19 protein-coding genes, 1 rRNA gene and 1 pseudogene are annotated in these 22,571 nt (G+C 37.0%); 14 read left to right on the top strand and 7 right to left on the bottom strand.

Features of this window, described 5'->3' with window-relative positions:
* Positions 1–4: 4 nt before the first annotated feature.
* Entirely contained in the window at positions 5–814 is an 810-nt protein-coding gene (locus tag GMD78_RS18950; RefSeq protein WP_246187707.1) for an alpha/beta fold hydrolase, read from the bottom strand.
* 160 nt (positions 815–974) lie between these two features.
* On the opposite strand from GMD78_RS18950, the gene GMD78_RS18955 reads away from it, so the two are divergent.
* Together GMD78_RS18955 and GMD78_RS18960 are read left to right on the top strand one after the other, a co-directional pair.
* On the top strand, positions 975–3,761 hold the full coding sequence (locus GMD78_RS18955) for a UPF0182 family membrane protein (protein ID WP_155671197.1): 2,787 nt from the start codon (positions 975–977) through the stop codon (positions 3,759–3,761).
* A 257-nt stretch (positions 3,762–4,018) separates the two neighbouring features.
* A complete protein-coding gene (locus GMD78_RS18960; protein ID WP_155671199.1) occupies positions 4,019–5,002 on the top strand; it encodes a ring-cleaving dioxygenase in 984 nt (327 codons plus the stop codon).
* 73 nt (positions 5,003–5,075) lie between these two features.
* Here the strand turns inward: GMD78_RS18960 and GMD78_RS18965 are convergent, their stop codons facing one another.
* Complete coding sequence (locus GMD78_RS18965) at positions 5,076–5,360, bottom strand: hypothetical protein (protein WP_155671201.1); 285 nt, start codon at positions 5,358–5,360, stop codon at positions 5,076–5,078.
* 165 nt (positions 5,361–5,525) lie between these two features.
* On the opposite strand from GMD78_RS18965, the gene GMD78_RS18970 reads away from it, so the two are divergent.
* Both GMD78_RS18970 and GMD78_RS18975 read left to right on the top strand, forming a co-directional pair.
* Positions 5,526–6,713: a DHH family phosphoesterase gene (locus GMD78_RS18970; RefSeq protein ID WP_155671203.1), complete on the top strand. Its 1,188-nt coding sequence runs from the start codon at positions 5,526–5,528 to the stop codon at positions 6,711–6,713.
* A 311-nt stretch (positions 6,714–7,024) separates the two neighbouring features.
* A complete protein-coding gene (locus GMD78_RS18975) occupies positions 7,025–8,236 on the top strand; it encodes a S8 family peptidase (RefSeq protein ID WP_155671205.1) in 1,212 nt (403 codons plus the stop codon).
* Between the two features lie 80 nt (positions 8,237–8,316).
* On the opposite strand, the gene acs is transcribed toward GMD78_RS18975, so the two are convergent.
* Both acs and GMD78_RS18985 read right to left on the bottom strand, forming a co-directional pair.
* The gene (gene acs, locus GMD78_RS18980; RefSeq protein WP_155671208.1) at positions 8,317–10,281 is read right to left on the bottom strand and encodes an acetate--CoA ligase; all 1,965 of its coding nucleotides are present in this window, start codon (positions 10,279–10,281) and stop codon (positions 8,317–8,319) included.
* Between the two features lie 147 nt (positions 10,282–10,428).
* The gene (locus tag GMD78_RS18985) at positions 10,429–12,030 is read right to left on the bottom strand and encodes a BCCT family transporter (protein ID WP_155671210.1); all 1,602 of its coding nucleotides are present in this window, start codon (positions 12,028–12,030) and stop codon (positions 10,429–10,431) included.
* A 175-nt stretch (positions 12,031–12,205) separates the two neighbouring features.
* Between GMD78_RS18985 and coaW the strand changes: the two genes are divergently transcribed.
* The 7 genes from coaW (at position 12,206) to mobB (ending at position 17,137) form a co-directional block, all read left to right on the top strand.
* Positions 12,206–13,009 carry a type II pantothenate kinase gene (gene coaW, locus GMD78_RS18990; protein WP_155671212.1) on the top strand — a complete coding sequence of 268 codons (804 nt, stop codon included), beginning with the start codon at positions 12,206–12,208 and terminating at the stop codon, positions 13,007–13,009.
* A 32-nt stretch (positions 13,010–13,041) separates the two neighbouring features.
* Entirely contained in the window at positions 13,042–13,512 is a 471-nt protein-coding gene (locus GMD78_RS18995; RefSeq protein WP_155671214.1) for a hypothetical protein, read from the top strand.
* Positions 13,513–13,590: 78 nt separating this feature from the next.
* Positions 13,591–14,601: a MoeB/ThiF family adenylyltransferase gene (locus tag GMD78_RS19000; protein ID WP_155671216.1), complete on the top strand. Its 1,011-nt coding sequence runs from the start codon at positions 13,591–13,593 to the stop codon at positions 14,599–14,601.
* A gap of 12 nt (positions 14,602–14,613) precedes the next feature.
* Complete coding sequence (locus tag GMD78_RS19005; RefSeq protein ID WP_155671218.1) at positions 14,614–15,927, top strand: molybdopterin molybdotransferase MoeA; 1,314 nt, start codon at positions 14,614–14,616, stop codon at positions 15,925–15,927.
* A complete protein-coding gene (locus tag GMD78_RS19010) occupies positions 15,917–16,384 on the top strand; it encodes a molybdenum cofactor biosynthesis protein MoaE (RefSeq protein ID WP_155671220.1) in 468 nt (155 codons plus the stop codon). Before GMD78_RS19005 ends, GMD78_RS19010 begins: the two co-directional genes overlap by 11 nt.
* Positions 16,385–16,618 carry a molybdopterin converting factor subunit 1 gene (moaD, locus tag GMD78_RS19015; protein ID WP_155671222.1) on the top strand — a complete coding sequence of 78 codons (234 nt, stop codon included), beginning with the start codon at positions 16,385–16,387 and terminating at the stop codon, positions 16,616–16,618. It abuts the gene before it with no gap.
* A 6-nt stretch (positions 16,619–16,624) separates the two neighbouring features.
* Positions 16,625–17,137 carry a molybdopterin-guanine dinucleotide biosynthesis protein B gene (gene mobB / locus GMD78_RS19020; protein WP_155671224.1) on the top strand — a complete coding sequence of 171 codons (513 nt, stop codon included), beginning with the start codon at positions 16,625–16,627 and terminating at the stop codon, positions 17,135–17,137.
* A 366-nt stretch (positions 17,138–17,503) separates the two neighbouring features.
* Here the strand turns inward: mobB and GMD78_RS19025 are convergent, their stop codons facing one another.
* Positions 17,504–18,220, bottom strand: coding sequence for a Crp/Fnr family transcriptional regulator (locus GMD78_RS19025; RefSeq protein WP_281349730.1), 717 nt, complete (start codon positions 18,218–18,220; stop codon positions 17,504–17,506).
* A gap of 451 nt (positions 18,221–18,671) precedes the next feature.
* Between GMD78_RS19025 and GMD78_RS19030 the strand changes: the two genes are divergently transcribed.
* The gene (locus GMD78_RS19030; RefSeq protein WP_155671228.1) at positions 18,672–19,169 is read left to right on the top strand and encodes a hypothetical protein; all 498 of its coding nucleotides are present in this window, start codon (positions 18,672–18,674) and stop codon (positions 19,167–19,169) included.
* Positions 19,170–19,187: 18 nt separating this feature from the next.
* Positions 19,188–19,850: pseudogene (locus GMD78_RS19035) on the top strand (RNA-guided endonuclease InsQ/TnpB family protein); the annotation flags it as partial.
* A 179-nt stretch (positions 19,851–20,029) separates the two neighbouring features.
* Here the strand turns inward: GMD78_RS19035 and GMD78_RS19040 are convergent.
* A complete protein-coding gene (locus tag GMD78_RS19040; protein ID WP_155671232.1) occupies positions 20,030–20,377 on the bottom strand; it encodes a flavodoxin domain-containing protein in 348 nt (115 codons plus the stop codon).
* 120 nt (positions 20,378–20,497) lie between these two features.
* Positions 20,498–21,748 carry a DNA polymerase IV gene (locus GMD78_RS19045; RefSeq protein ID WP_343042439.1) on the bottom strand — a complete coding sequence of 417 codons (1,251 nt, stop codon included), beginning with the start codon at positions 21,746–21,748 and terminating at the stop codon, positions 20,498–20,500.
* Between the two features lie 697 nt (positions 21,749–22,445).
* Between GMD78_RS19045 and GMD78_RS19050 the strand changes: the two genes are divergently transcribed.
* Positions 22,446–22,571: ribosomal RNA gene (locus GMD78_RS19050) — 16S ribosomal RNA — on the top strand; the annotation flags it as partial.

Consider the following 22,571-nt stretch of genomic DNA (forward strand, 5'->3'; position numbering starts at 1 on the left):
TTAGCTAGATATGAATGAACTCACGAATTTGATTACTTACTTCGGATGGTTTTTCTTCTGTTAATAAATGTCCAGTTTTTTCATAGGTAACCAGCTTAGCATTTGGTAAATCGTTAACAAGTCTTTTTCCAATTCGTAATGGAACCACTTTATCCTCCGCTCCCCAAATCAATAATATAGGTGTAGTTACTTCCTTAAGTTGTTCTTTTGTTAAATCTCCCTCGCGATATCGTACAAAACGCACGAGTGATTTTGAGAAATTCTGCTCGTTAATTGGTCTTTTATATTCTTCAATTAATTCATCGGTGATGAGAGAATGATCATATAAAACATTTTCTAGATTTTCACGAACGCCATTCTTTTTAATACGATGTTTAGCAACTATGTTAAAGAAAGGTAAGTACGATGCATAAATAAGCCATTTGTTTGCTCGTTGTAAATATCCCGAACTAGCTAGTAAAATCAGTTTGTTAATTCGATTTGGAATTTTACGAGCGGTATACATTGCAATTTGTCCACCCATGGAATGACCAATAATATAACAATTTTTCAGATGAAAGTAATCCAAACATTCTATAATTAATTCTGCATAGTTATTATACGTATAGACAAAGGTTTTTGATTTTTCACTTCTTCCAAACCCAGGTAGATCGATTGCGATAATAGAGAAATGATCTTTAAGATATGGAATTAAGCGATGAAATGTATGGGTAGAAGATACAAAACCATGAATAAGCATAATTGGTGGTTTATCATTTATTATGTACTCACAATATATTTGAACATTAGATAGGGAAAGGTATGTTTTATTCAATGCAAAATCACCTCAATACCACTATTATTTGCTTTCGGGTTCGTATTTAAACAAAAATGAAACCAAATTCAAGTTCATCCGTATAAATAAGGAAAGAAAGTTCTTTCATTTTTTGGTATGATAGTTACGTAACTTAAGAGAATTTATAGGGGGATCAATTTTGGATTTTAACAATAATGAAGGTAATGTTTCAAAAGAACAAGTAGTGAGGTTTAAGAAATTACTGAATAGAGTAGGTATCTTGTTAGGAATTATTATCGTGCTATTAGTTATTGGATTAATAGCTTCTCAATTTCTAACAGATTATATTTGGATGGATTCCCTTGGGTTTGGAAGTGTTTTTACAACCGTATTAGGGAGTAAAGTGGTATTAGGAGTAATTGGTTTTATCTTATATTTTGCTCTTACTTATTTTACACTTTCTTGGATACGCCGTTCCTATATGGGACATTTTCATGGCAACCAATTGCCATCCTTTATCCAAAGCCGTAAGTATAGCATACTAATCATTTCAGGGATTGCTTTATTTGTTGGAATTATAGGTAGTTCCATTATACAAGGGTTTGGATGGGAGCCAGCCTTAAAGCTATTGAATTATGCACCGTTTGGGGAGACAGATCCTCACTTTAATATGGATATTTCTTTTTATTTATTTGTTTTGCCATTTATAAAATTTATTGTAAATGTGTTGTTGGTGTTAGGAGTATTTTTCCTACTGGTTGAAATTGGCTTTTACTCAGCATTTCACATGTATCGAATGAGCAGATCTGCACAGCTTCATATGGGGATTACACTAGGATTCATTGGTCTTTTACTTGCTGGCATGCATTTATTAGCACCATACGAGACATTGCTCACGAGCCAAGTGAATATTTTCCAAGAAAGTGTTGTTCATGGTTTAAGTTATACGGATGATGTGTTTAATATTCCAAAAGCCTATGTATTAGCTGCAGCAGCTATTATTGGAACAATTTGGCTAATCTTTGCCTTAAGTAAAGGTAGATTACAATCCATGGTAACTCCAATAGCTATCTATGTTGGTTTGGTAATTATTGGGCAAATTGGATCGGTAGTCGTACAAAATTTTGTTGTGTCACCAAATGAATTTTCTAAGGAAAGTCCATACTTGGAACATAATCTTGAATTTACAAGGGCTGCATATGATCTTGATCAAATTGAGGAACAGGAGCATCCCGGAAATAATTCATTAGATGAAGATATGTTAGAAAGAAATGCATTAACCATTGATAATATGCGAATTAATGATGCAAGGCCAATCCTTGATGTGTATAATCAAACGCAAACGATTCGAACATACTATAACTTCAATGATGTTGATATTGATCGATATGAAATTGATGGAGAGTATCACCAAGTTTTTGTAGGGGCAAGGGAATTGAGTACCGTTGATCTTCCCTCTCAAGCTCAAACATGGGTGAATCAAAACCTACGCTATACGCATGGTTACGGTTTGTCGATGAGTCATGTTAATAAAATCACTCGACAAGGGCAACCGGAATATATGCTAGAGAATTTACCGCCTGAGGGTGTTATGGATGTCAATACACCGCAAATTTATTTCGGAGAAAATCCATATCAAAATGTTATTGTTAACAGTACAGTGGATGAGTTTGACTATCCAATGGGAGAAGAGAACGCATCTTCTCGATTCGAAGCAGATGCAGGAATACCTATGAAAGGATTTAATCGTTTATTATTTGCATTAAATGAAGGATCCTTCCGTATGCTAGTGTCCGATCAAATTACGGATGAAAGTAAGTTATTAGCAACACGAAATATAATGGAACGTGTTAATCGAATTGCTCCTTTCTTCACTTATGATGAGGACCCGTATATCATTGTTCGTGAAGATGGAAGTCTAACTTGGATTATCGATGCTTATTTAACGGCTGAACGTTATCCTTATGCTGAACCACATCAATATGAAGAAAACTATATTCGAAACTCGGTAAAGGTTACGATTGATGCGTATTCAGGGGAAGTTAATTTTTATGTTGCTGACCCAGAGGACCCATTGTTAATGACATATCAAAGTATGTTCCCAGATTTATTTACAGAAGAAATTCCAGAGGATATCCAAGCGCATTTCCGTTATCCTGAAAAGTTATTTAAGGTTCAAGCATCCATGTATGGTACGTACCATATGTCTAATTTAGAAGTATTTTATAATCGTGAGGATACGTGGCAGTTTCCAACAGAAAAATATTTCAATGAAGACATCGTTATGGAGCCGTACTATATTACGATGAAACTTCCTGAGTATGATAAAGAAGAATTCATTTTAATGATGCCGTACACGCCGAAGAATCGCCAAAATATGATTGCCTGGATTGGTGTGCGTAATGACGGAGAAAATTATGGAGAATTGTTTGTATATCGTTTTCCAAAACAAAAAAACATTTATGGTCCACAGCAAATCGAAAATCGAATTAATCAGGATAGTGTCATTTCTCAGCAATTAAACTTATGGTCACAAGGTGGATCAGAAGTTATACGAGGAAATTTACTTGCTATTCCGATTGAAGATACGATTCTTTACGTTGAACCAATTTATATTGAATCTTCAAATGCGACCTCCTTACCGGAAGTGAAACAGGTCATTGTTGCCTATGGTGATCTAATTGTCATGGAAGCAACTTTTGAAGATGCGATTGAAAAAATATTGGAAATGAATGATCCAACTGTTGATTTAGGGGAACAGGAACAACCAGACCTTGATGAACAACCTGATCAAGAAAACCAGCCCGATGCTGGAGAAGAGGATGAAACAGAGACTCCAATTCAACCAATATTAGGTGCGGAGGACCAGTTACGTGAGTTTGCTGAATTGTTCGAGGCTTACCAAGCAGCACTATCGAATGGTAATTGGGAAGAGGCTGGCGAAATTATGACGGAAATTGAAGCGATATTAGATGAAATAGAATAAACACATTGAAAAATGCTCCTACTAGTGTAGGGGCATTTTTTAACACTCCGGAACGGTAGTTGAAGCAAATTCTAGTTACTTCACTGTTTTATCAATAGCTAACAATCAATCAATGTAATAAACCTTTTTTGAAAAACCATACTAATTGACAGATTGAATGAATCATGATACATTTATCTTGAATTAAAGATATCTTAATTAAGTATATTTTTTTCTTAATGTTTGTATATATAATGGTAACTATGGGAGGCAATATCATGAACGGTTTAAAAGGAATGCATCATGTTACAGCTATTACAAGTAGTGCGGAAAAGAATTACGAGTTTTTCACCTATGTACTAGGAATGCGTTTAGTGAAGAAAACGGTGAACCAAGATGATATCCAGACATATCATTTATTTTTCGCAGATGACAAAGGAAGTCCAGGTACGGATATGACATTTTTTGATTTTCCTGAAATACCTAAAGGCTCACATGGTACGAACGAAATTTATAAGTCATCCTTTAGAGTTCCAAGTGATGCTGCACTAGATTATTGGGTGAAACGATTGGCCAACTATGAAGTGAAACATACAGGTATAAAAGAACAGTTTGGCACGAAAGTATTAAATTTCGTTGATTTTGATGATCAAAACTATCAATTGATTTCAGATGAAGGCTTAGATGGAGTGAAAGCAGGTACACCTTGGCAAAAAGGCCCTGTACCACTCGAATATGCGATTACTGGTCTAGGGCCAATACATGTGCGAGTAGCTAATTTTGATTATTTCAAAGAAATGTTAGAAAAAGTACTACAATATAAAGAAATTGCAGACGATGGTTCTTTCCATTTATTTGAGGTAGGTGAAGGAGGAAATGGTGCTCGGATCGTTGTTGAGTATAACCCTGTTTTACCACAAGCTTTGCAAGGCTATGGAACTGTTCACCATGCTGCTTTACGAGTAGATGATCGAAATGTTCTAGAGGAATGGGACAGCCGAATGCAAAGCTTTGGATTCCAAACTTCTGGATTTGTTGACCGATTTTTCTTTGGTTCTTTATATGTAAGAGTGGCTCCACAAATTCTATTTGAGTTCGCAACTGATGGCCCTGGTTTTATGGGAGACGAACCTTATGAGACACTTGGAGAAAAATTGTCACTGCCACCATTTTTAGAGTCTAAACGTGAACAAATTGAGAAGTCGGTTCGCCCAATTGATACGGTAAGAAGTACCAAAGAAATCGAAAAAGAATATTATTAAGGTGAAAAAAGCCTGCATCACAACGATGCAGGCAATTTAAATTGAGGGGTATTTTCCGTCTGATGGTAACGTATTACCATTGTTTGGTGTCATTTGTCATTTGTTCTTGTATGCTTTGATCGCCTGTGTCCATATTCATGTTCATACCTTGCTGTTGACTGCCCTGATTATTATTATTATTCATCATGTTCTGAATTGGTTGTGTGATTTGTTGGACAGTTTGATTATTCATTGCATTCGATAAGGTTTGAGGCAAGCGTTGAAAAGTTCCGTTCTGAATACCTCTAGTGATACCATAAATGGCAGCCCCTGCAGCCCCCACTGTCAATATAGAAGTCATCATCCCACGGTTATTCATACCAACCATCCTTTAATTATTAAAAGTGCTTTCTTAAAAGAAAGCCATCTTTAGTTTTGATCAACCGACTAAAAAAATACATTTCACCAGTTACCACTTATTGTAAATAGAATGCGATATTTTTTTCGGATGAAACATCACATACTACTTGAAGAGGTGAAATAAATGTATAAACTACTTTCGCATAATGATTTAGATGGAGTGAGCTGTGGAATCCTAGCAAAGCTTGCTTTCGGAAGAGATGTTTACGTCCGGTATAATTCCGTTGGAGGGCTAGACCGAGAAGTAGAGTGGTTCTTGGAAAAGGGAGATAAGAATACATTTTTATTTATTACAGATTTATCTGTTAATGAAGAAAATGAAAAAAAGCTAGATGAGTTTGCACAAGCTGGTGGCGGGCTACAGCTTATTGATCATCATAAAACAGCACTTCATTTTAATAATTACGAATGGGGACATGTTGAAGTAGAGGATGAGGTAGGTAAACTTAATTCAGCTACTTCGTTATTATACGAATATTTGGTAGAGCAAAACCACCTGGAACCGACTCCAGCTATTGCCGAATACGTGGAGTTAGTAAGACAGTACGATACATGGGAATGGGAAAAAAATGATAATCAAGATGCGCAACGTTTAAATGCATTGTTTTTCCTTATTTCGATTGATGAATTTGAAGATAAAATGATGGAGCGACTCCAGTCCAGTGATCACTTTCATTTTGATTCCTTTGAACAAAAAATATTGGATATGGAAGAAAATAAAACAGATCGGTATATCCGTAGGAAAAGAAGAGAACTGGTTCAAGCAAAAATTGATCATCACTATGCTGGGATCGTATATGCAGAATCGTATCATTCTGAATTAGGGAACGAACTTGGAAAAGATAACCCACACTTAGATTATATAGTGATTTTAAATATCGGTGCGAAGCGAGCCGGTTTTCGGACAATTCACGATGATGTAGATGTCTCTGAAATAGCTGGAAAGTTTGGTGGTGGTGGTCATGCCAAAGCTTCAGGATGTTCCTTAACCGACGAAGCATATAAGCTGTTTGTTTTGGATACTTTCCCTCTTGAGCCTTTACGTGAAGATGCACGACGAAATCGATTTAACGTGAGAAAATCTTCTTTTGGTTCGATGTATCAGGACCGAAATGATGACCTATTCTTGATTTCTCCAACTGAAGAGAATAATTGGTTCATTGAACATAATAACCACCTTTTAGAACAGAGCTATACTAGTTTTGAGGAAGCAGAAAAATATCTAAAAAGAAATTTTCAGGCATGGTTAGCAAGAGATGATGTGTTTGTCCATTATTTGATGAATGAAGTTAAAAAGCAAAAAACGCGGTAGAGTAGAGTCTGTCAAATGACAGGCTCTTTCTTTTGGTACATGACAGGTTTTAATTAACTAGTAAATTGGTTGGTTTTTGGTACTTATGTAAGAACAACTAACTAGGAGGATTTTTTCGTGTTGTAAACTGATGTACGATAAACCCTTATTCAAATTGAATTTTACTTGGTTTAGAAAATCTAGGTATATTGTTAATCATTTATGCTTGTTTTGTTACCCTTTCTTTCCCAATATAATTCGGTCTCAAAATACTCATGAGACAATTCCTTCTTCCATATAAATTTTAAAGTAAATCTGGAAGGAGGAGTTTCATGAAGGTAAAGTGGTTTAGTGGTTTAGCGTTACTGGTTTTAGTTTTGTTTTCACCATTAGTGATAGCAACTGCAGAAGAAGGTGATGCTTTACAGAATAATGGGGAAGAAATAGCTGTCAACAAAACGGTAGAACCAGGAGCCTACGTAAAAGGGGAAGTAGTTGTACAGTTTAAGGACCGAGTGTCTGCTAGCAAACAAGAGCAAATTTTACAAGATGTAGGTGCAAAAGTTCAAGCTACACCAGAGGTTGTTAGGTCTCCATTTTTAGTGTTAGAAGTAGGAAATGTAGATGCAGTAGTGAATGCTCTAAGTAAAAATAAAAATGTGGAATTTGCTGAGCCAAATTATATTTTAAAAGCAGCATGGTCACCAAATGACACGTATTTTAGTCCATCCTATCAATATGGATTATTTAATACATCGGCAAACTCTGCTTGGGATGTAGCAAGAGGTTCCTCAAGTCAAGAGATTGCAGTTCTTGATACTGGGGTAGATTATAATCATCCTGATTTAGATGGGAAAACCATTCGTGGTTATGATTTCGTTGATCGAGATTATACACCATCAGATTTAAATGGACATGGAACACATGTAGCGGGTATAGCTGCTGCAGAAACGAATAATGGAACAGGTATAGCAGGTATGGCACCTAACACAAGAATCCTTGCTGTTCGTGTGTTAGATGCAAATGGAAGTGGTTCCTTAGCAAATATTGCAAACGGAATTCGTTATGCGGCTGATAATGGTGCAGAGGTCATCAACCTTTCTCTTGGTTGTGCTTGTGACACTCGAGCATTAGAAGATGCCGTTAACTATGCGTGGAATCGAGGTTCTGTAGTGGTGGCTGCAGCTGGTAATGATGGTACTTCTCAGCAGTTTCAGCCAGCATCCTATGCCAATGCCATTGCAGTTGGTGCTGTAGATCGTAATAATAATAAAGCTAGCTTTTCCAATTGGGGAACTTGGGTGGACGTAGCAGCACCAGGAGTTGATATTGCATCGACATATCCGGGAAATCGGTATGTATACTTATCTGGTACTTCCATGGCGTCACCATACGTTGCAGGGCAAGCTGCTTTGTTAACTGGTCAAGGTAGAAGTAATTCACAGGTTAGAGCAGCTATTCAAAACACAACAGATTCGATGAATGGTAGTGGATATTATGTACGCTACGGTGTGATTAACGCGTATAATGCGGTACGGTATTAAATAATCATAGCATCTCCTATGGGAGATGCTATTTTTCTGTAAGGAGAAGGACTGATTTATCCTTCTCCAAATTTTTAATACTATACCTTAGTACGTGCAGTGACCATTTGTTTTAATTGTTCTACCATAGCTGGATCTTCAAGCCCAGTTATATCTCCGGTAACTGTACCTTTTACGACAACTTCTTTAAGCAGTCGTCTCATAATTTTCCCACTAACGGTTTTAGGTAGTGTATCTGTAAAAATGATTTCTTTTGGTTTAGCAATCTTGCCGATCTGTCCAATAATACTATTTGAGATTTTCTCCCTTATGTCATCGGATGCATCATGACCATCTGACAGATGAACAAAAACAACTGGTGCCTCACCTTTAATTTCATCTGGAATACCAATTACTGCTACTTCTGACACACCTTTGACTTCAAGTACAGCGCTTTCCATTTCCATCGTACTTAACCGGTGACCAGCGACATTGAATGCATCATCGGAACGACCTACAACCCAGAAGTAACCATCTTCATCCTCTAATGCTAGATCGCTGGCAAAATAACATCCATCTACCTTGCTAAAATAGGCACTGTAATATCGTTCCGGCTCTTTCCAAAGTGTTCGACATAGCATAGGGAACGGGGTTCGGATGACGAGGTTGCCTAATGTACCTGGTTCAACAGGATTTCCGTAATCATCTACAATAGCGACATCTGCTCCTAAAAATTGTACACCTGCAGATCCTGGTTTCATCGGGGTTAACCAGGCTGCACCAGCTATAGGGCAACCTGCTGTTTCTGTTTGTCCCCATGTATTATTAACACTAATCTGTTTCTTACCGAGTACTTCATATGTCCATTGCCATGTCTCTGGATCAAACGGCTCTCCTACGAGAGAAATGACATCTAGACAAGATAAGTCATATTTTTGTAGAGTTTCTTCTCCCATACTTTTTAGCATTCGTAATGCAGTAGGTGCGGTAAAGAGTTTATTTACTCGATACTTCTGCATTATTTGGTAGAACCGATCCTTTGTTGGGTAATCTGGTGCACCTTCATAAACTACTGTAGTAACACCATTGGCTAATGCTCCAGCTATCCCCCATATGTGCATGGTTAGCCAGCCTATATCAGCGGAGCACCAGAATACATCATCATCATGATGATCCATATGATATTTAGCATAAATATAGTTTTGGATAACAAACGCCATCCCAGAATGGACAACACCTTTAGGTTTTCCAGTTGTTCCACTTGTATAAAATACAATGCCTGGTTCGTTAGCTTCTATACGTTCGGGTATACAATGGATACTTTCTTTGTTGATAACCTCATCCCACCAATAATCTCTTCCTGCTTGCATATTAATATCTGTACGTAATCGGTTGACTACGACAACGGCCTCAATTGAGGGGATGTTAGGAATAACTTGATCTACTTTTTCTTTTAGAGGGATTATATTGCCACGACGCTGAGTAGCATCTGCAGTAACAATTACTTTAGGTTCAAAATTCGTTAATCGATCTTTTAATGACTTTTCCGAGTATCCTGAGAAAATGGTGTTATACACTGCACCGATTCGAAAACAAGCTAGAACAGCAATAAATGCTTCTGTAAGATTTGGAAGGTAAACAGCAACACAATCTCCTTTTTTTACGCCAAAGGTTTTGAGAGCGTTTGCAAAACGATTCACCTCAGCAAGCAACATATTATATGTGTAAAATTTACTTTCACTATTTTCTCCTTCCCAAATAAGAGCGGTACGATTTCCAGCTCCATTCTCAATATGTCGATCCAACAAATTTACACAAGGGTTACTAATTCCTCCATCAAAAAAGCGAAAGTCTGGTAGAGTGCCAGAGATTGCCTGTTTCCATGGTTCAAACCAAACAAGTTCATTTGCAACATTTTCCCAGAAAGCTGCTGGTTCTTTTTGCGATTGATTAAGGAGTTCTTGAAAAGCTTTGCTACTACCAATTGATGTCGCTTGCTCTTTCTTTTTGTCTGGATACACTAGTGTACTATTTTTTACAACTTGTAAAATACCTGATTGATCCATCCATATCCCTCCGTATGTTTAAAAATATATAGTATATGATGCTATATGTAGTGCCATTATAAATAATATTCTGATAAAACGAAAGGGAAAAATTTACTATTAACGTAAATAAAAAAGTGCAACCCTTATTAGCGGGTTGCACGGCTATTATAATTTATTATTTTTGTTTCCAGTATCATCTGTTTTGTGTTGCGTAATAAAGATGGTAGGAGAACGATATTCCCTTGAAGCCTTTAAGTCCTTTGTAGAAGCTTTCATAAAGGACCACGCTAGTAAAAACATAATGAAAATAATTGGAAAACCAGATACAATGCTGGCAGTCTGTAAGGTTTCCAAATCACCAATAAACATAAGTGTAAGCGGCATGATACATAGGGTAAATGCCCAAAATAGACGGTGCCATCTTAATGGATCGCCACCTTGAACTGTTTTCTGTGCAACAGCTGCTAGTATATAGGATGCTGAATCGAACGTTGTTGCAAGAAAAATAATCGCTAAGATTGTAAATACCGCAACGATAAGGGTTGAGATTGGTAATTGATTTAAGATGGCAATGATAGCTGCCGGTGCACCATGTTCGTTCATAAACGCTAAAACGTCGAATGTTCCTGTTAACTGTAAATACAGACCATAGTTTCCAAGAACTCCAAAGAACAAGATACAGCCCACTGTTCCATAGATCATTGTACCAAGAATCATTTCTTTAATAGTTCGCCCTCTTGATATACGTGCTACAAACAATCCAACAAATGGAGCATAAACAAGCCACCATGCCCAATAGAAAACAGTCCATGCCTCAGGGAAACCAGTATTAGGAAACCCAGAAATATTGGCAAGTGGTTCTAACCATGTGGACATCCGGAAAAAATCATCTAATAAAATTCCGATACTTGTGATGGTTGTCTCACTAATGAATACAGTAGGACCAAATAGGAAAATAAATCCTAGTATGAATAATACTAACCATAAATTTAAATCACTTAATACCTTAATTCCCCTTTGTAAACCGGAATAGGAACTAACCGCAAAGATGGCAGTACATAATAACATGATGCCTGCTTGGGTTCCTAAGTTTACAGGAAGTCCAGTTAAGTCATTAACACCTTCTGTAATCATTGGTGTCCCAAGTGCTAGTGTTGTACCAGCTCCACCCATTAAACCGAATATAAATAACACATCAATGATTACTCCAAGAGGTCCATCAACATATTTACCTAAAACTGGTCTAATTGCTTCACTAATTTTAAGTACAGGTTTTTTCCGAACATAGAAAAAGTATGCAATTGGAAGAGCTGGTAATGTGTAAATTGCCCAAGCTATTGGTCCCCAGTGAAATATCCCATAAGTAGCTGCGAATTCAATCGCTTCATGAGATTCTGGTTCTGCTCCAAATGGAGGTCCTTGATAATAATAAGCCCATTCGATCATTCCCCAGTAAAGGATACTTGAGCCAATTCCAGCTGAGAAAAGCATGGCTGCCCATGAAAAGCTGCCAAACTCTCTATTTGTATCTCTACCACCAAGCTTGATTTTCCCATGTCTGCTGAATGCAACATACAGAAGAAAAACCAATGATAATAAGCCCATTAGTATAAATAAAACACCAAAGTTCCCTGTCATAAAAGTATTTGCCGCGTTAATTACTTCCGCTCCAACTTCGGGGAAAAAAATGAGTGGTATCGTAACTCCAAATAGTATTACTAGGGCACCTATGAAGGTTGGCCAATCAATAATGTTATTGTTGTTCATGGCAAGCATTCCTTTCTTTTTGATAATCTAAAAACATGTAATGTAGTGCATTGTTAATATGCGTCAAAATGTAGATATATATAAATAAGAAATGAGATAAATATTTTTAAACTCTACGTAAAAAAATGTTAAAATTGAATCAACATGATGTAAATTTTATGTAGGATGTGTATATATGGTAGCTAGAATAGGGATCGATGCAGGAGGGTCATTAGTTAAAATAGCATACGAAGAAAATCGACATTTACATGCGAAGTCATTCCCCGTCCATGAGATCGATCAGTTGACGCAGTGGTTACACCTGATTTCTCCGGATGCAACACTCTATTTAACAGGTGGAAAAAGTGGTTATCTTCAACGCTTAGTAAAACAAAAAAGTTTTATAATTGAGGAATTTAAAGCGGTTACAGAAGGAACGCGTTATTTATTACGGAAAGAGAATAAGCTAACTTTAGAAAAATTTATTTTAGTTAGTATTGGAACAGGAACGTCTATTTTCTTAGTTACAACTAATTCATTTGAACGATTACTTGGTACTGGCATTGGCGGGGGAACATTGATGGGACTTGGAAGCCTTATAACAGGAGAGCGTGATTTTAAACAGATCATAAATCTAGCAGGACAAGGTGATCATCGAAATAGTGACTTGCTTGTCCGAGACATATATACCCCAAATGAGCCGCCTTTAAAGGGAGACCTAACAGCAGCAAATTTTGGTAAGGCACACCTTGAGGAAAATATACATGTAGAAGACCATCTAGCAAGCTTAGTTAAAATGATTGGTGAAACAATTATACTACTTGCTAGTCAAGCAGCTATTGCTCATCAAGTGAAACCAATTGTATTTACTGGTAGTACGTTAACTAGTAATGAACCGTTACAAACGGTATTATCAGGATTCAGTGATATGCTATCCTATGAGCCTGTTTTTCTAGAGAAAGGCTCTCATGCTGGGGCAATTGGTGCATTACTTAAGTAATAAGGAGACCCCAAAAACATCAGGAGGAGCTTATGAACAGATGGTTTTATTTTAATTTAACAGTACTTATTGTAGCAGCATGGCAGGTCTTTCAGACATTCCCTTCTATCCCTACACATGTATTAGTTGGCTTTATCGGTTTATGCTTTGTCTTATTTAATTGGACAAGACATGCTGTGTTTTCCACGATTCGCAATACAACTGATCGAAAGCGAAAAATTAAGTTAGCAAATATATCGAAAAAGATAATGCCATTTCACCGCTGGATTGGCACTAGTGCATTGGTAATAATAAGTGTTCATGCACTACTTGTACTTGACTTATTTGGGTTCAATTGGAGAAATTTAAAAGTAGTCAGTGGCTTATTAGCTGGTCTTATTTTAATTGCAATGGTTACAACTGGATGGATGAGGTTAGTAAGACCAACCGGTAGGAAGCGAAAAGCTCATCTATATATCGGTTTAAGCTTGTTTTGTTTTATAGCTATACATATTTTACTTTAATTTCATATAGATTGTGTTTTTGCGTAGAGATATAGATAGGTATTAGAAATACTTAGGACTTAGGAAAGGAAAATGATTATGACAGATCGATATTCGCGCCAAGAATTGTTTAAGCCGATAGGGAAACATGGACAGCAGAAAATGGAAGCGAAGCATGTATTGATACTAGGATGTGGTGCATTAGGATCTGCAAACGCAGAGGGGCTTGCACGTGCAGGTATTAGAAAGCTTACTATTATTGATCGTGATTATGTGGAGCAATCAAATCTTCAAAGACAGCAACTTTTTACGGAGCAAGACTGGTTGGAGCAAATACCTAAAGCAGTAGCTGCTAAAACCCGGTTACAAGCTATTAATTCTACTATTAAGATTGAAGCATATGTGTTGGACGCATCATATGCATCCTTGGAACCTTTATTAAAGGATGTGGATCTTGTTATTGATGCAACAGATAATTTTGATACCCGTCTCATGATGAATGATCTCATGCAAAAACTTGAAAAGCCGTGGATATTCGGTTCTTGTGTAGGAAGTACCGGTATGAGCTATACCATTTTACCGAACGTGACTCCTTGCTTGCAATGCATATTAGATGCTACCCCGATATCAGGTGCGACATGTGATTCAGTTGGGATTATTTATCCTACCGTTCAAATGGTTGTTGCTCACCAGCAGGCAGAAGCGCTAAAGCTGTTAGTAGAAGATTTTCAAGCACTTCGAACCAAAATGGTAACATTTGATCTTTGGAATAATTATTATCATACAATGAATATGGAGCGCGCCAAAAAGAATGAATGCCCTAGCTGTGGAGAGAATCCCACATATCGTTATTTAGATTATGAAAATCAAACGAAAACAGAAATTCTTTGCGGGCGAAATACCGTACAAATTCGAAATAAACGTCACGTCTCTATGGTAGAATTAGCGAAACGTTTAACATCCGTTGGAAAAGTTAAACAAAATGATTTTTTAGTGTCCGTAGAATACGATTCATATCGAGTAGTGTTTTTTCAGGATGGTAGAGCATTAATTCACGGAACAAACTCGATTGATGCGGCAAAGAAAATTTATTATCAGTTAACTGGGTAGGGGGAGCTTATCATGGTAGAACGAAGGAAACCAATTAAAGTGAATGAAGCTATAGAACGAGTAATGAACTATAAACGGGGAGGCAGTGTTCGATTTGTTTCGATCGAAGAGAGCTATGGTCACTTTTTGGGAGAAGACTTAATTGCTGACCACCACGTTCCTCCATTTGATCGGTCTCCATATGATGGATTTGCTTTGCGAGCTAAGGATACCGAGGAAGCATCACGTAATTCCCCATTGCAATTTGAAGTAGTCGGAGAGATTGGTGCTGGTAGTGTATTTGATGGAGAGGTAAGGCATATGCAAGCTGTTCGGATTATGACTGGTGCTCAAATCCCAGCAGGATGTGACGCAGTAGTTATGCTCGAATTAGTAGAGGAACTGAATGAGGATGGTAAATCTTCTATTCTATTAAAACGGAGCTTAACAGCTGGTGAAAATATATCTGTTGCTGGTGAAGATACAAAAAAAGGCGACGTGCTTGCACAAAAAGGGACGTATGTTAATCCAGGAATTGTAGCCTTATTGGCAACCTTTGGGTATAAACAGGTTCCTGTTAGTGCAAAGCCAAAAATTGGAATTATCGCTACAGGGAGTGAGCTGTTAGATATAGACGAGCCATTAAAACCTGGGAAAATTAGAAATAGTAATGCCTTTATGGTTTATTCCCAAATCATACGAGCTGGTGGTGAGCCGATTTATTTTGGACAATTTAGTGATGACTTTGATACTTGTTATGAACAGGTAAACGATGCCTTTCATCAAGTTGATTTTCTTATTACTACTGGTGGAGTTTCCGTAGGGGATTTTGATTATTTGCCCGCTATTTATGAAAAAATAGGTGCTACTGTTTTATTTAATAAAGTAGGGATGCGACCTGGAAGTGTGACAACTGTAGCAGAAAAGAATGGTAAATTATTGTTTGGTTTATCTGGAAACCCGTCTGCGTGTTATGTCGGATTTGAGCTCTTTACTAGACCGATTATCCGTAACTTTTTACATTCTGATCATCCAGTATTGAAAAAAGAAGTAGCATTTCTAGGAACCGATTTTCCAAAGCCAAATCCGTTTGACCGTTTCGTTCGCGGACACCTATCGTATGAGAATGGAAGACTAATGGCTACACCAGTTGGTTTGGATAAATCGAATGTTGTTTCCTCGCTGGGGGCAGCTAATATTTTGATTTTACTTCCTGGTGGAACAAGAGGATATGAACGGGGGATGGAGGTCTCTGTTATTTTATTAGAGGATCAGGAAGGTATGAAAGTGCAAGAATTTATTCAGTCAGATAGAAATGCAAGAAGGAGACAGCGGCATGACGGATAATTTATTTGAAGTAATTGATCAACCAATTGAAGTAGGAGAACTAGTGAAAAAGGTTGAACGTAGAGAAGCGGGAGCTATTACTACATTTATTGGAACTGTTCGTGAATGGACAAAAGGTAGAAGAACGATGTATTTAGAATATCAAGCTTATATCCCTATGGCTGTTAAAATGCTTGCAAAGATAGGAGAGGAAATAGAAGAAAAATGGCAGGACACGAAAGTTGCAATTACTCACCGGGTTGGAAGGCTAGACATTTCGGATATTGCTGTTGTAATTGCTGTATCTTCACCCCACCGTAAAGCGGCCTATGAAGCCAACGAATATGCGATTGAACGAATTAAGCAAATCGTACCAATTTGGAAAAAAGAACATTGGGAAGATGGCGAAACCTGGATTGGAGATCAATTAGAAAATGTTGCTTACCCTAGTGGAGAACCAGAGATGGAGGATGAATAAATGATTACTGTCTTATTATTTGCGCATTTACAAGAGGAAATAGGTGCGGATCGGCTCGAATTGGAATATGGTGAACTGACCGTGCAAGAATTAAAGGAAAAATTGCAAAATGATTATCCGTCATCTCGCTTGGAAAGTGTAATGGTTGCGGTTAATGAGGAATATGCGTTAGATAGTGATTCCGTTCATTCCGGAGATACTGTAGCCCTAATTCCTCCAGTTAGTGGTGGGTAAAGCAAGATGGAAGTTATACAAGTCGTCGGCTATAAAAATAGTGGTAAAACAACCTTAAGTACAAAACTTATTGATTTTTTAACAGCGAAAGGAATTCGAGTAGGTTCTTTAAAACATCATGGTCACGGTGGACAACCAATAGGTATAGAATCTACAGATAGTGAAAAGCATCGTAGAGCTGGATCTGTCATTGCTGGTGTAGAAGGGGGAGGGGTTCTTCAGCTATCCAACCGTAATGAGTGGGATGTGGAACAAGTTGTTGACCTTTATCGATATTTTGGTGTTGAATGTTTGGTTGTAGAAGGATACAAAAGTTATTCGTATAAAAAGATTGTTTTAATTAGGCATACGGATGACTTACATGTATTAGATCAGGTAGATAATATTATTGCCGTAGTATCAACCATCCCTTTGTCTGGGAGTGGTTTTTCCTTTCCTATATATAATCGTGAGAAAGTGGACGAACTCATGGAGTGGATTTATCTAGAGTGGGTGAGTTTGGCGAGGGAAGAGTGCTAGTTCTTTATGAGGTGCACACCGGCGGAGGGCTCGTTCCGTTTGGCTGCTTTCTATAATTTAGAAACGAATCTGCTAGATATAAGACGTGAAATGTGAAATGATTTTGTCGCGGGCACGGTTTCAGCTAGGGAGCATATTGTATGCTTCATTGCCCTTGCGCCGATGAACTACGGTTCGAAGCGATACTAGAAGACGTAGGTTCGATCAGTCCAGTGTCTCCGGTGGGGCGAGTAATCGTAAGCCCAAGGAATACTTTGACACCTTTACATCGCACAAAAGAATACGAACTCACATTCAAGTGTTGCGTATTCTATACCAATAGCGACACACTACTTGAAAAGAACCTCCCAATTGAAATTCTGTACTTTAATTAATGTTACAAATTTCAATTGGACAATTCTCACACCCAATTTCATTTCGTAAATATTGTATATCTTTTATTAGTATTTTGCCTTGATCGACTGCTATCACTTCTAATTTTCTTAATTCTGCTAACATGCGATTGACACTTTCACGTGTTGTTGCACAAAATTTAGCGAGTTCCTGATTAGTTAAGGCAAGGGTTATTAGTGTTCCATTACTCTGTTTAGTACCGTAGCTGTTTGATAAGCGGATTAAGGTAGAATATAATGCACCTTTCTTACCATTTAATAATAAATCTCGAATTTTGCTCTGAAATTTTCTCATATGGTTGCTGGCCCATTTCATATATTCAAATGTGAGCGTGCTATTTGTCATCAATTCTCTTTCAAGTCTATTTTTATTAATCGTAATTACCTCAACTGGTTCTAATACTTTCGCGCTAAGAAAATATACCGGATCGTCACTAAAAAGTGTTAACTCGCCAATAATGTCTTGTTTTTTACATATCCGTAATGATAGTTCTTTTCCATCTGAAGTAAGTAATGTCATTTCAATTAAACCCGACTGAATTAAATATATTTCATGTGCCACCTCTCCTGCATGAAATATATAAGAATCCTTTTCTGCAGTTTTAATTGTTCCTATAGAATATAATAGCTGTTCCAATTCAGTAGATATGTGCTCGTCTTTATGTGCTTTTAACAGTATATTGGTTTGCAATTTAAGCCCCCCCTTTTTAACATTCCTGTTAAAGAATATCATTTTTTTACGACCCGTCTAAGAAGTATAGTTTTATTTTAACACTCGAAATAGTGTTATTGTGCACATGAAAATTACGATATTATGACAGCTTTCATTCTTTTATGTTATAGGAAATTAAATCGAAGGAAAAATAAATGGACAGCTATCTTATAGAAGGTAGTTGTCCTTGTTGGAGACTAATTAAATGCTTTGGCAAAATGAATTAATTTGTCTTCAGATAATTTATGTGTACTTTTTTGTATTCCATGTGCTTTTTTTATCGAACTTGGGCGAGAAGACTCCTTCCTCAAAAAGCGATAGTGTTTAGGTGGGAGATGAATCGCCTATTTTATAAATTAAAATCTAAAATCAAGACAAACGGGTGTTCTGTTTGGTAAAATATAACTAACAATGAGGGGGTGAATTCAATATGCCAACACTATCAATCAAAATGCCATTGTTTGAACCAACAAATATTAAACAAGAAATGTATGAAACAATGCAACATCGTTTTTCCGAATCTAGTAACTTGGCGATTAACATTAAAAAAGAAACTCCGAAATTAAAAGCTTCTGAAATCGATGCTAAAATAAGCCATACTGGATTGCCTACCACATTAATTCAAGAAGCAAGAAAACTAGCTGTTTCAAGGTATCAAGATTGGAATAAAAATAAGAAAACCAAAGGTTTTCCGAAGTTTCGGAAGAGAATCGCTATTCCATTCAATAATCAAAACTGGAGATTGCGTTTTGACAATGGGTACTTAAAGTTAGGAATCCCAACTCTAGAAGAAGGTAACCTTACGGTTGATAAATATGTTCCGTTGAAGGTGAATGATTATAATCTTTTTTGGGTGAACTATCTACTGAATGGATATATGGATAGGGCTTCAAAATACTATCTACCCTCCTACGAGAATATTTCTTAACCTAAAAAAGGAAACGGACAACTGTTTTTCAAGAATGGAAAATGGTATTTTTCGTTCGCTATTACATTTGAATTAAAGAACGAAGTTTCTTCAAAAGAAAAAGAAGTTGGCGTGGACCGTGGGCTTAAATACATTGCGGTTGCCGGAGATAAAGAAACCGGTAAATATATACACTTCTCCGGAAAACATATTGGACATATACGTAGAAAATACTATCGTTTGAGAAGAATTTTTATGAAAAATAAAAATATGAAGGCTTTAAAACGTCTTGAAAACAAAGAACAGCGCATCATTCAATACTGGAATCATGTGATTTCAAAAGAAATTGTACGCTTCGCCCAAAAACAAGGAGCCTCTATTATTAAAATCGAAGATTTGAAGAGTATCCGCTCTATGAAAAAGATTTGGAAACGTAGCGACCGAAATATTAATTCTTGGGCTTTTTTTGACTTGGAAGAAAAGCTTACTTACAAAGCACAACTAGCCGAGCTAGAAGTGGTTAAAGTAAATCCGTTCAAAACTAGCCAAGAATGTTCAAACTGCGGTAACGTAGTTAAAAAGAACCGTCGAGGTTCGCTGTATACATGCTCTTGTGGGTATAAGAAAGACGCTGACGTTAATGCCAGTTTTGTCATTTCCACAAGACCATCTAACGAAGAAAAAGCAATAACTGCGACTTAGCGGTCGTTGCAGGAAACCTAATGTTTTCTGTAAGGCGCCTGACTGCGCTGTACACCTAGCTAATGACGCTCTACCCGTAATTCGCATAAACGAAAAACGGGACTGAGGTGAGGTAACGGTAACCACCCAATAGTCTTTTGGTCTATTGGAATCCCCTTCCTCAAAAATCCGTTAGGATTTTAGGTGGGGGAGGATGTCAATAGTGCATGTTCAAGAATCTCCTTTGGAAATGCATTTTCCATTTCTATTTTTCGTTGTTGTGGGTTGGGATGACCTGCACAGAGAAATAGACCAAGTCGTTTGGTTAGTAGGAGACGGGAATTTTTCTTCATATATTGAGTTAATTCTTTTTGTACTTTGCCATAATAAATAGATCCACCAATGATAACGGTATCGAATATTTCTAATGAAGGAACATGCTTATTAACATTAGCTATGATTATATTTCCCTTTAGATTTCTCTTTAATAGTGATACTGCTTTCTCAACCGTACCATGTTTTGTAGCATAGATAATTATTGTATTCAAATCCCCTCCATTCTCTATGAATATTTCTTACCTTATCATAGCAATTGATGAATTCTATTAGGGAATTTTGCGAAAACATTCATAAAAAATTCATTTAATAATGGGGTGCATGTGCACCCCTTAAGCGTTATGGCCTCCAATTTTCTTGCTTCGATCTAGTGTGACTCCTGCATCCGTGTAGCTAGTTGCTCGAAGTATAGCAGTTGCTCCGTACTTTTCTCTGATTGCATCCATCACATAGCCGATATCTGTTTTCTTTGAGCGATCTTCAAATAGGTTTAATTGGATTTCTCCTTTATCAAATAGATTATCTAATGTGACATATACATGCCTGATATTACTTTCACCATCATAAAATTCATGAAACAGTTGCATACAAATTCGATAAACATCCATGGTTACATTGGTAGGGAGGGGAACAGATCTAGAACGTGAAAAACCGCCGCCAGTTTCTTTTGAATAAGCTATCCCTAGATGAATGGTCTTTCCCACTTTCTCAGCAGTACGTGCTCTGCGACATACTTCTTCACAGAGGTCAAGAATACAAATAGAGACTTCTTCTTTGGTATAGTCGCGTAATAAAGAAATCCCATGTCCAAACCCTTTTTGATCTGTTTTCGTAAAATCTCCATATACTGGACTTAAATCAATTCCCCAAGCATGCCAATAAAGTTGCTCCCCCATGACACCAAACCGTTTCTTTAGAAGCTCAAGACTAAAGTTGGCGAGTTGTCCGAGAGTTACGATACCCATGCGATTTAAATTTCGTTTCATTCTGCCACCGATTCCCCAAATATCTTTCACAGGAAATGGCCAAAGTTTTTCTTTTACATCTTCATATCTACATTCAGCAATCCCTACTTTTTTTCCGTGTAAATCCATTACAACCTTAGCTAGAAATTTATTATCACCTATACCAATGGAACAAGTTATTCCGAAATTATCGAGAATTTCTTGTTTAATCTTGTGTGCTACTTCCCTGCAATCACCAAATAGTCTCTTTAAACCATTAACTGTTACCCATACTTCATCTACAGAATATTGATGAATAGCATCCATTGGTACATACTGATGAATAAGCTTCGTAATTTCTACAGAAACTTGTAGGTAGTCCGCCATATGTGCACGAACAATATGGATATCTGGATCATTCGGTAGTTCAAAAAAACGGCTAACATTACTAACTCCGTGTTTTCTTTTTAACTCTGGTGATGCTGCTAAAACAATACTCCCAGAACGATTAGGGTCTCCGACGACAGCGACCAATGCTTTCATGGGGTCCAATCCTAATTTAACTGCTTCTACACTTGCGTAGAAAGAACGCATATCAATACAGAGTACATCGTTACGGGGATAAGAAGAATAATCCACCATAATCACCACCTATACAGAACATTTGTTCTTATTATATGCTTGAGGAATAAAATTATCAAATGGAAATATATGTGTTTAATGTAATTTAAGATGGTAGTATAAGAGTTGATGGATTTAATGGAATAATTGGAAAAAACAAGAGATAAAGAGTTGTTGACTTTTATTTACAATCGATGTATGATGAATTTCCGCTGTTCAACAAGAGGTACTATTGCTTCGGTTCAACGGCGAATTATGTTCAACAGATTGTTTCTTTTATACTTTAATAACAAAAAGTTATATGACGTTAATAAACTATTAAAAATATGTTGACATTCATTTTAGTAATATGATATATTATTTCGGTCGCCTTTTTCAGAAGCGACATCAAACATCCTTGCTTCTTTTAAATAAATTTAAAAAAGTTATTGACTTTAGTTTGATAGTTTGATATGATATAAAAGTTGTCGCTAAAAACGACATATTAATATTTGCTCTTTGAAAATTGAACAAAACAACTAGTATGTATAGCGAAACTTAACTTTTCGACTTTGCGGAGAAAAGTTTTAGTTGAGCTTATGCAGGATTGGAAAGTTGAACTTTTCAACCTGCCAAGAAAAGCAACCCTGTTTTTCTTATTATTAAATCTAGAAGCTAGTGTTTCTAGTAGCTAAGAACTTTCATGTGATTGATTGGTGTTAATCACATACAAACTTTTTTGGAGAGTTTGATCTTGGCTCAGGACGAACGCTGGCGGCGTGCCTAATACATGCAAGTCGAGCGCGGGAAGCAAGTGATCGCCCTTCGGGGCGTGAACTTGTGGAACGAGCGGCGGACGGGT

Origin of the sequence: Ornithinibacillus caprae (genome assembly GCF_009728145.1) — a bacterium.
Lineage (GTDB): Bacteria > Bacillota > Bacilli > Bacillales > Amphibacillaceae > Ornithinibacillus > Ornithinibacillus caprae.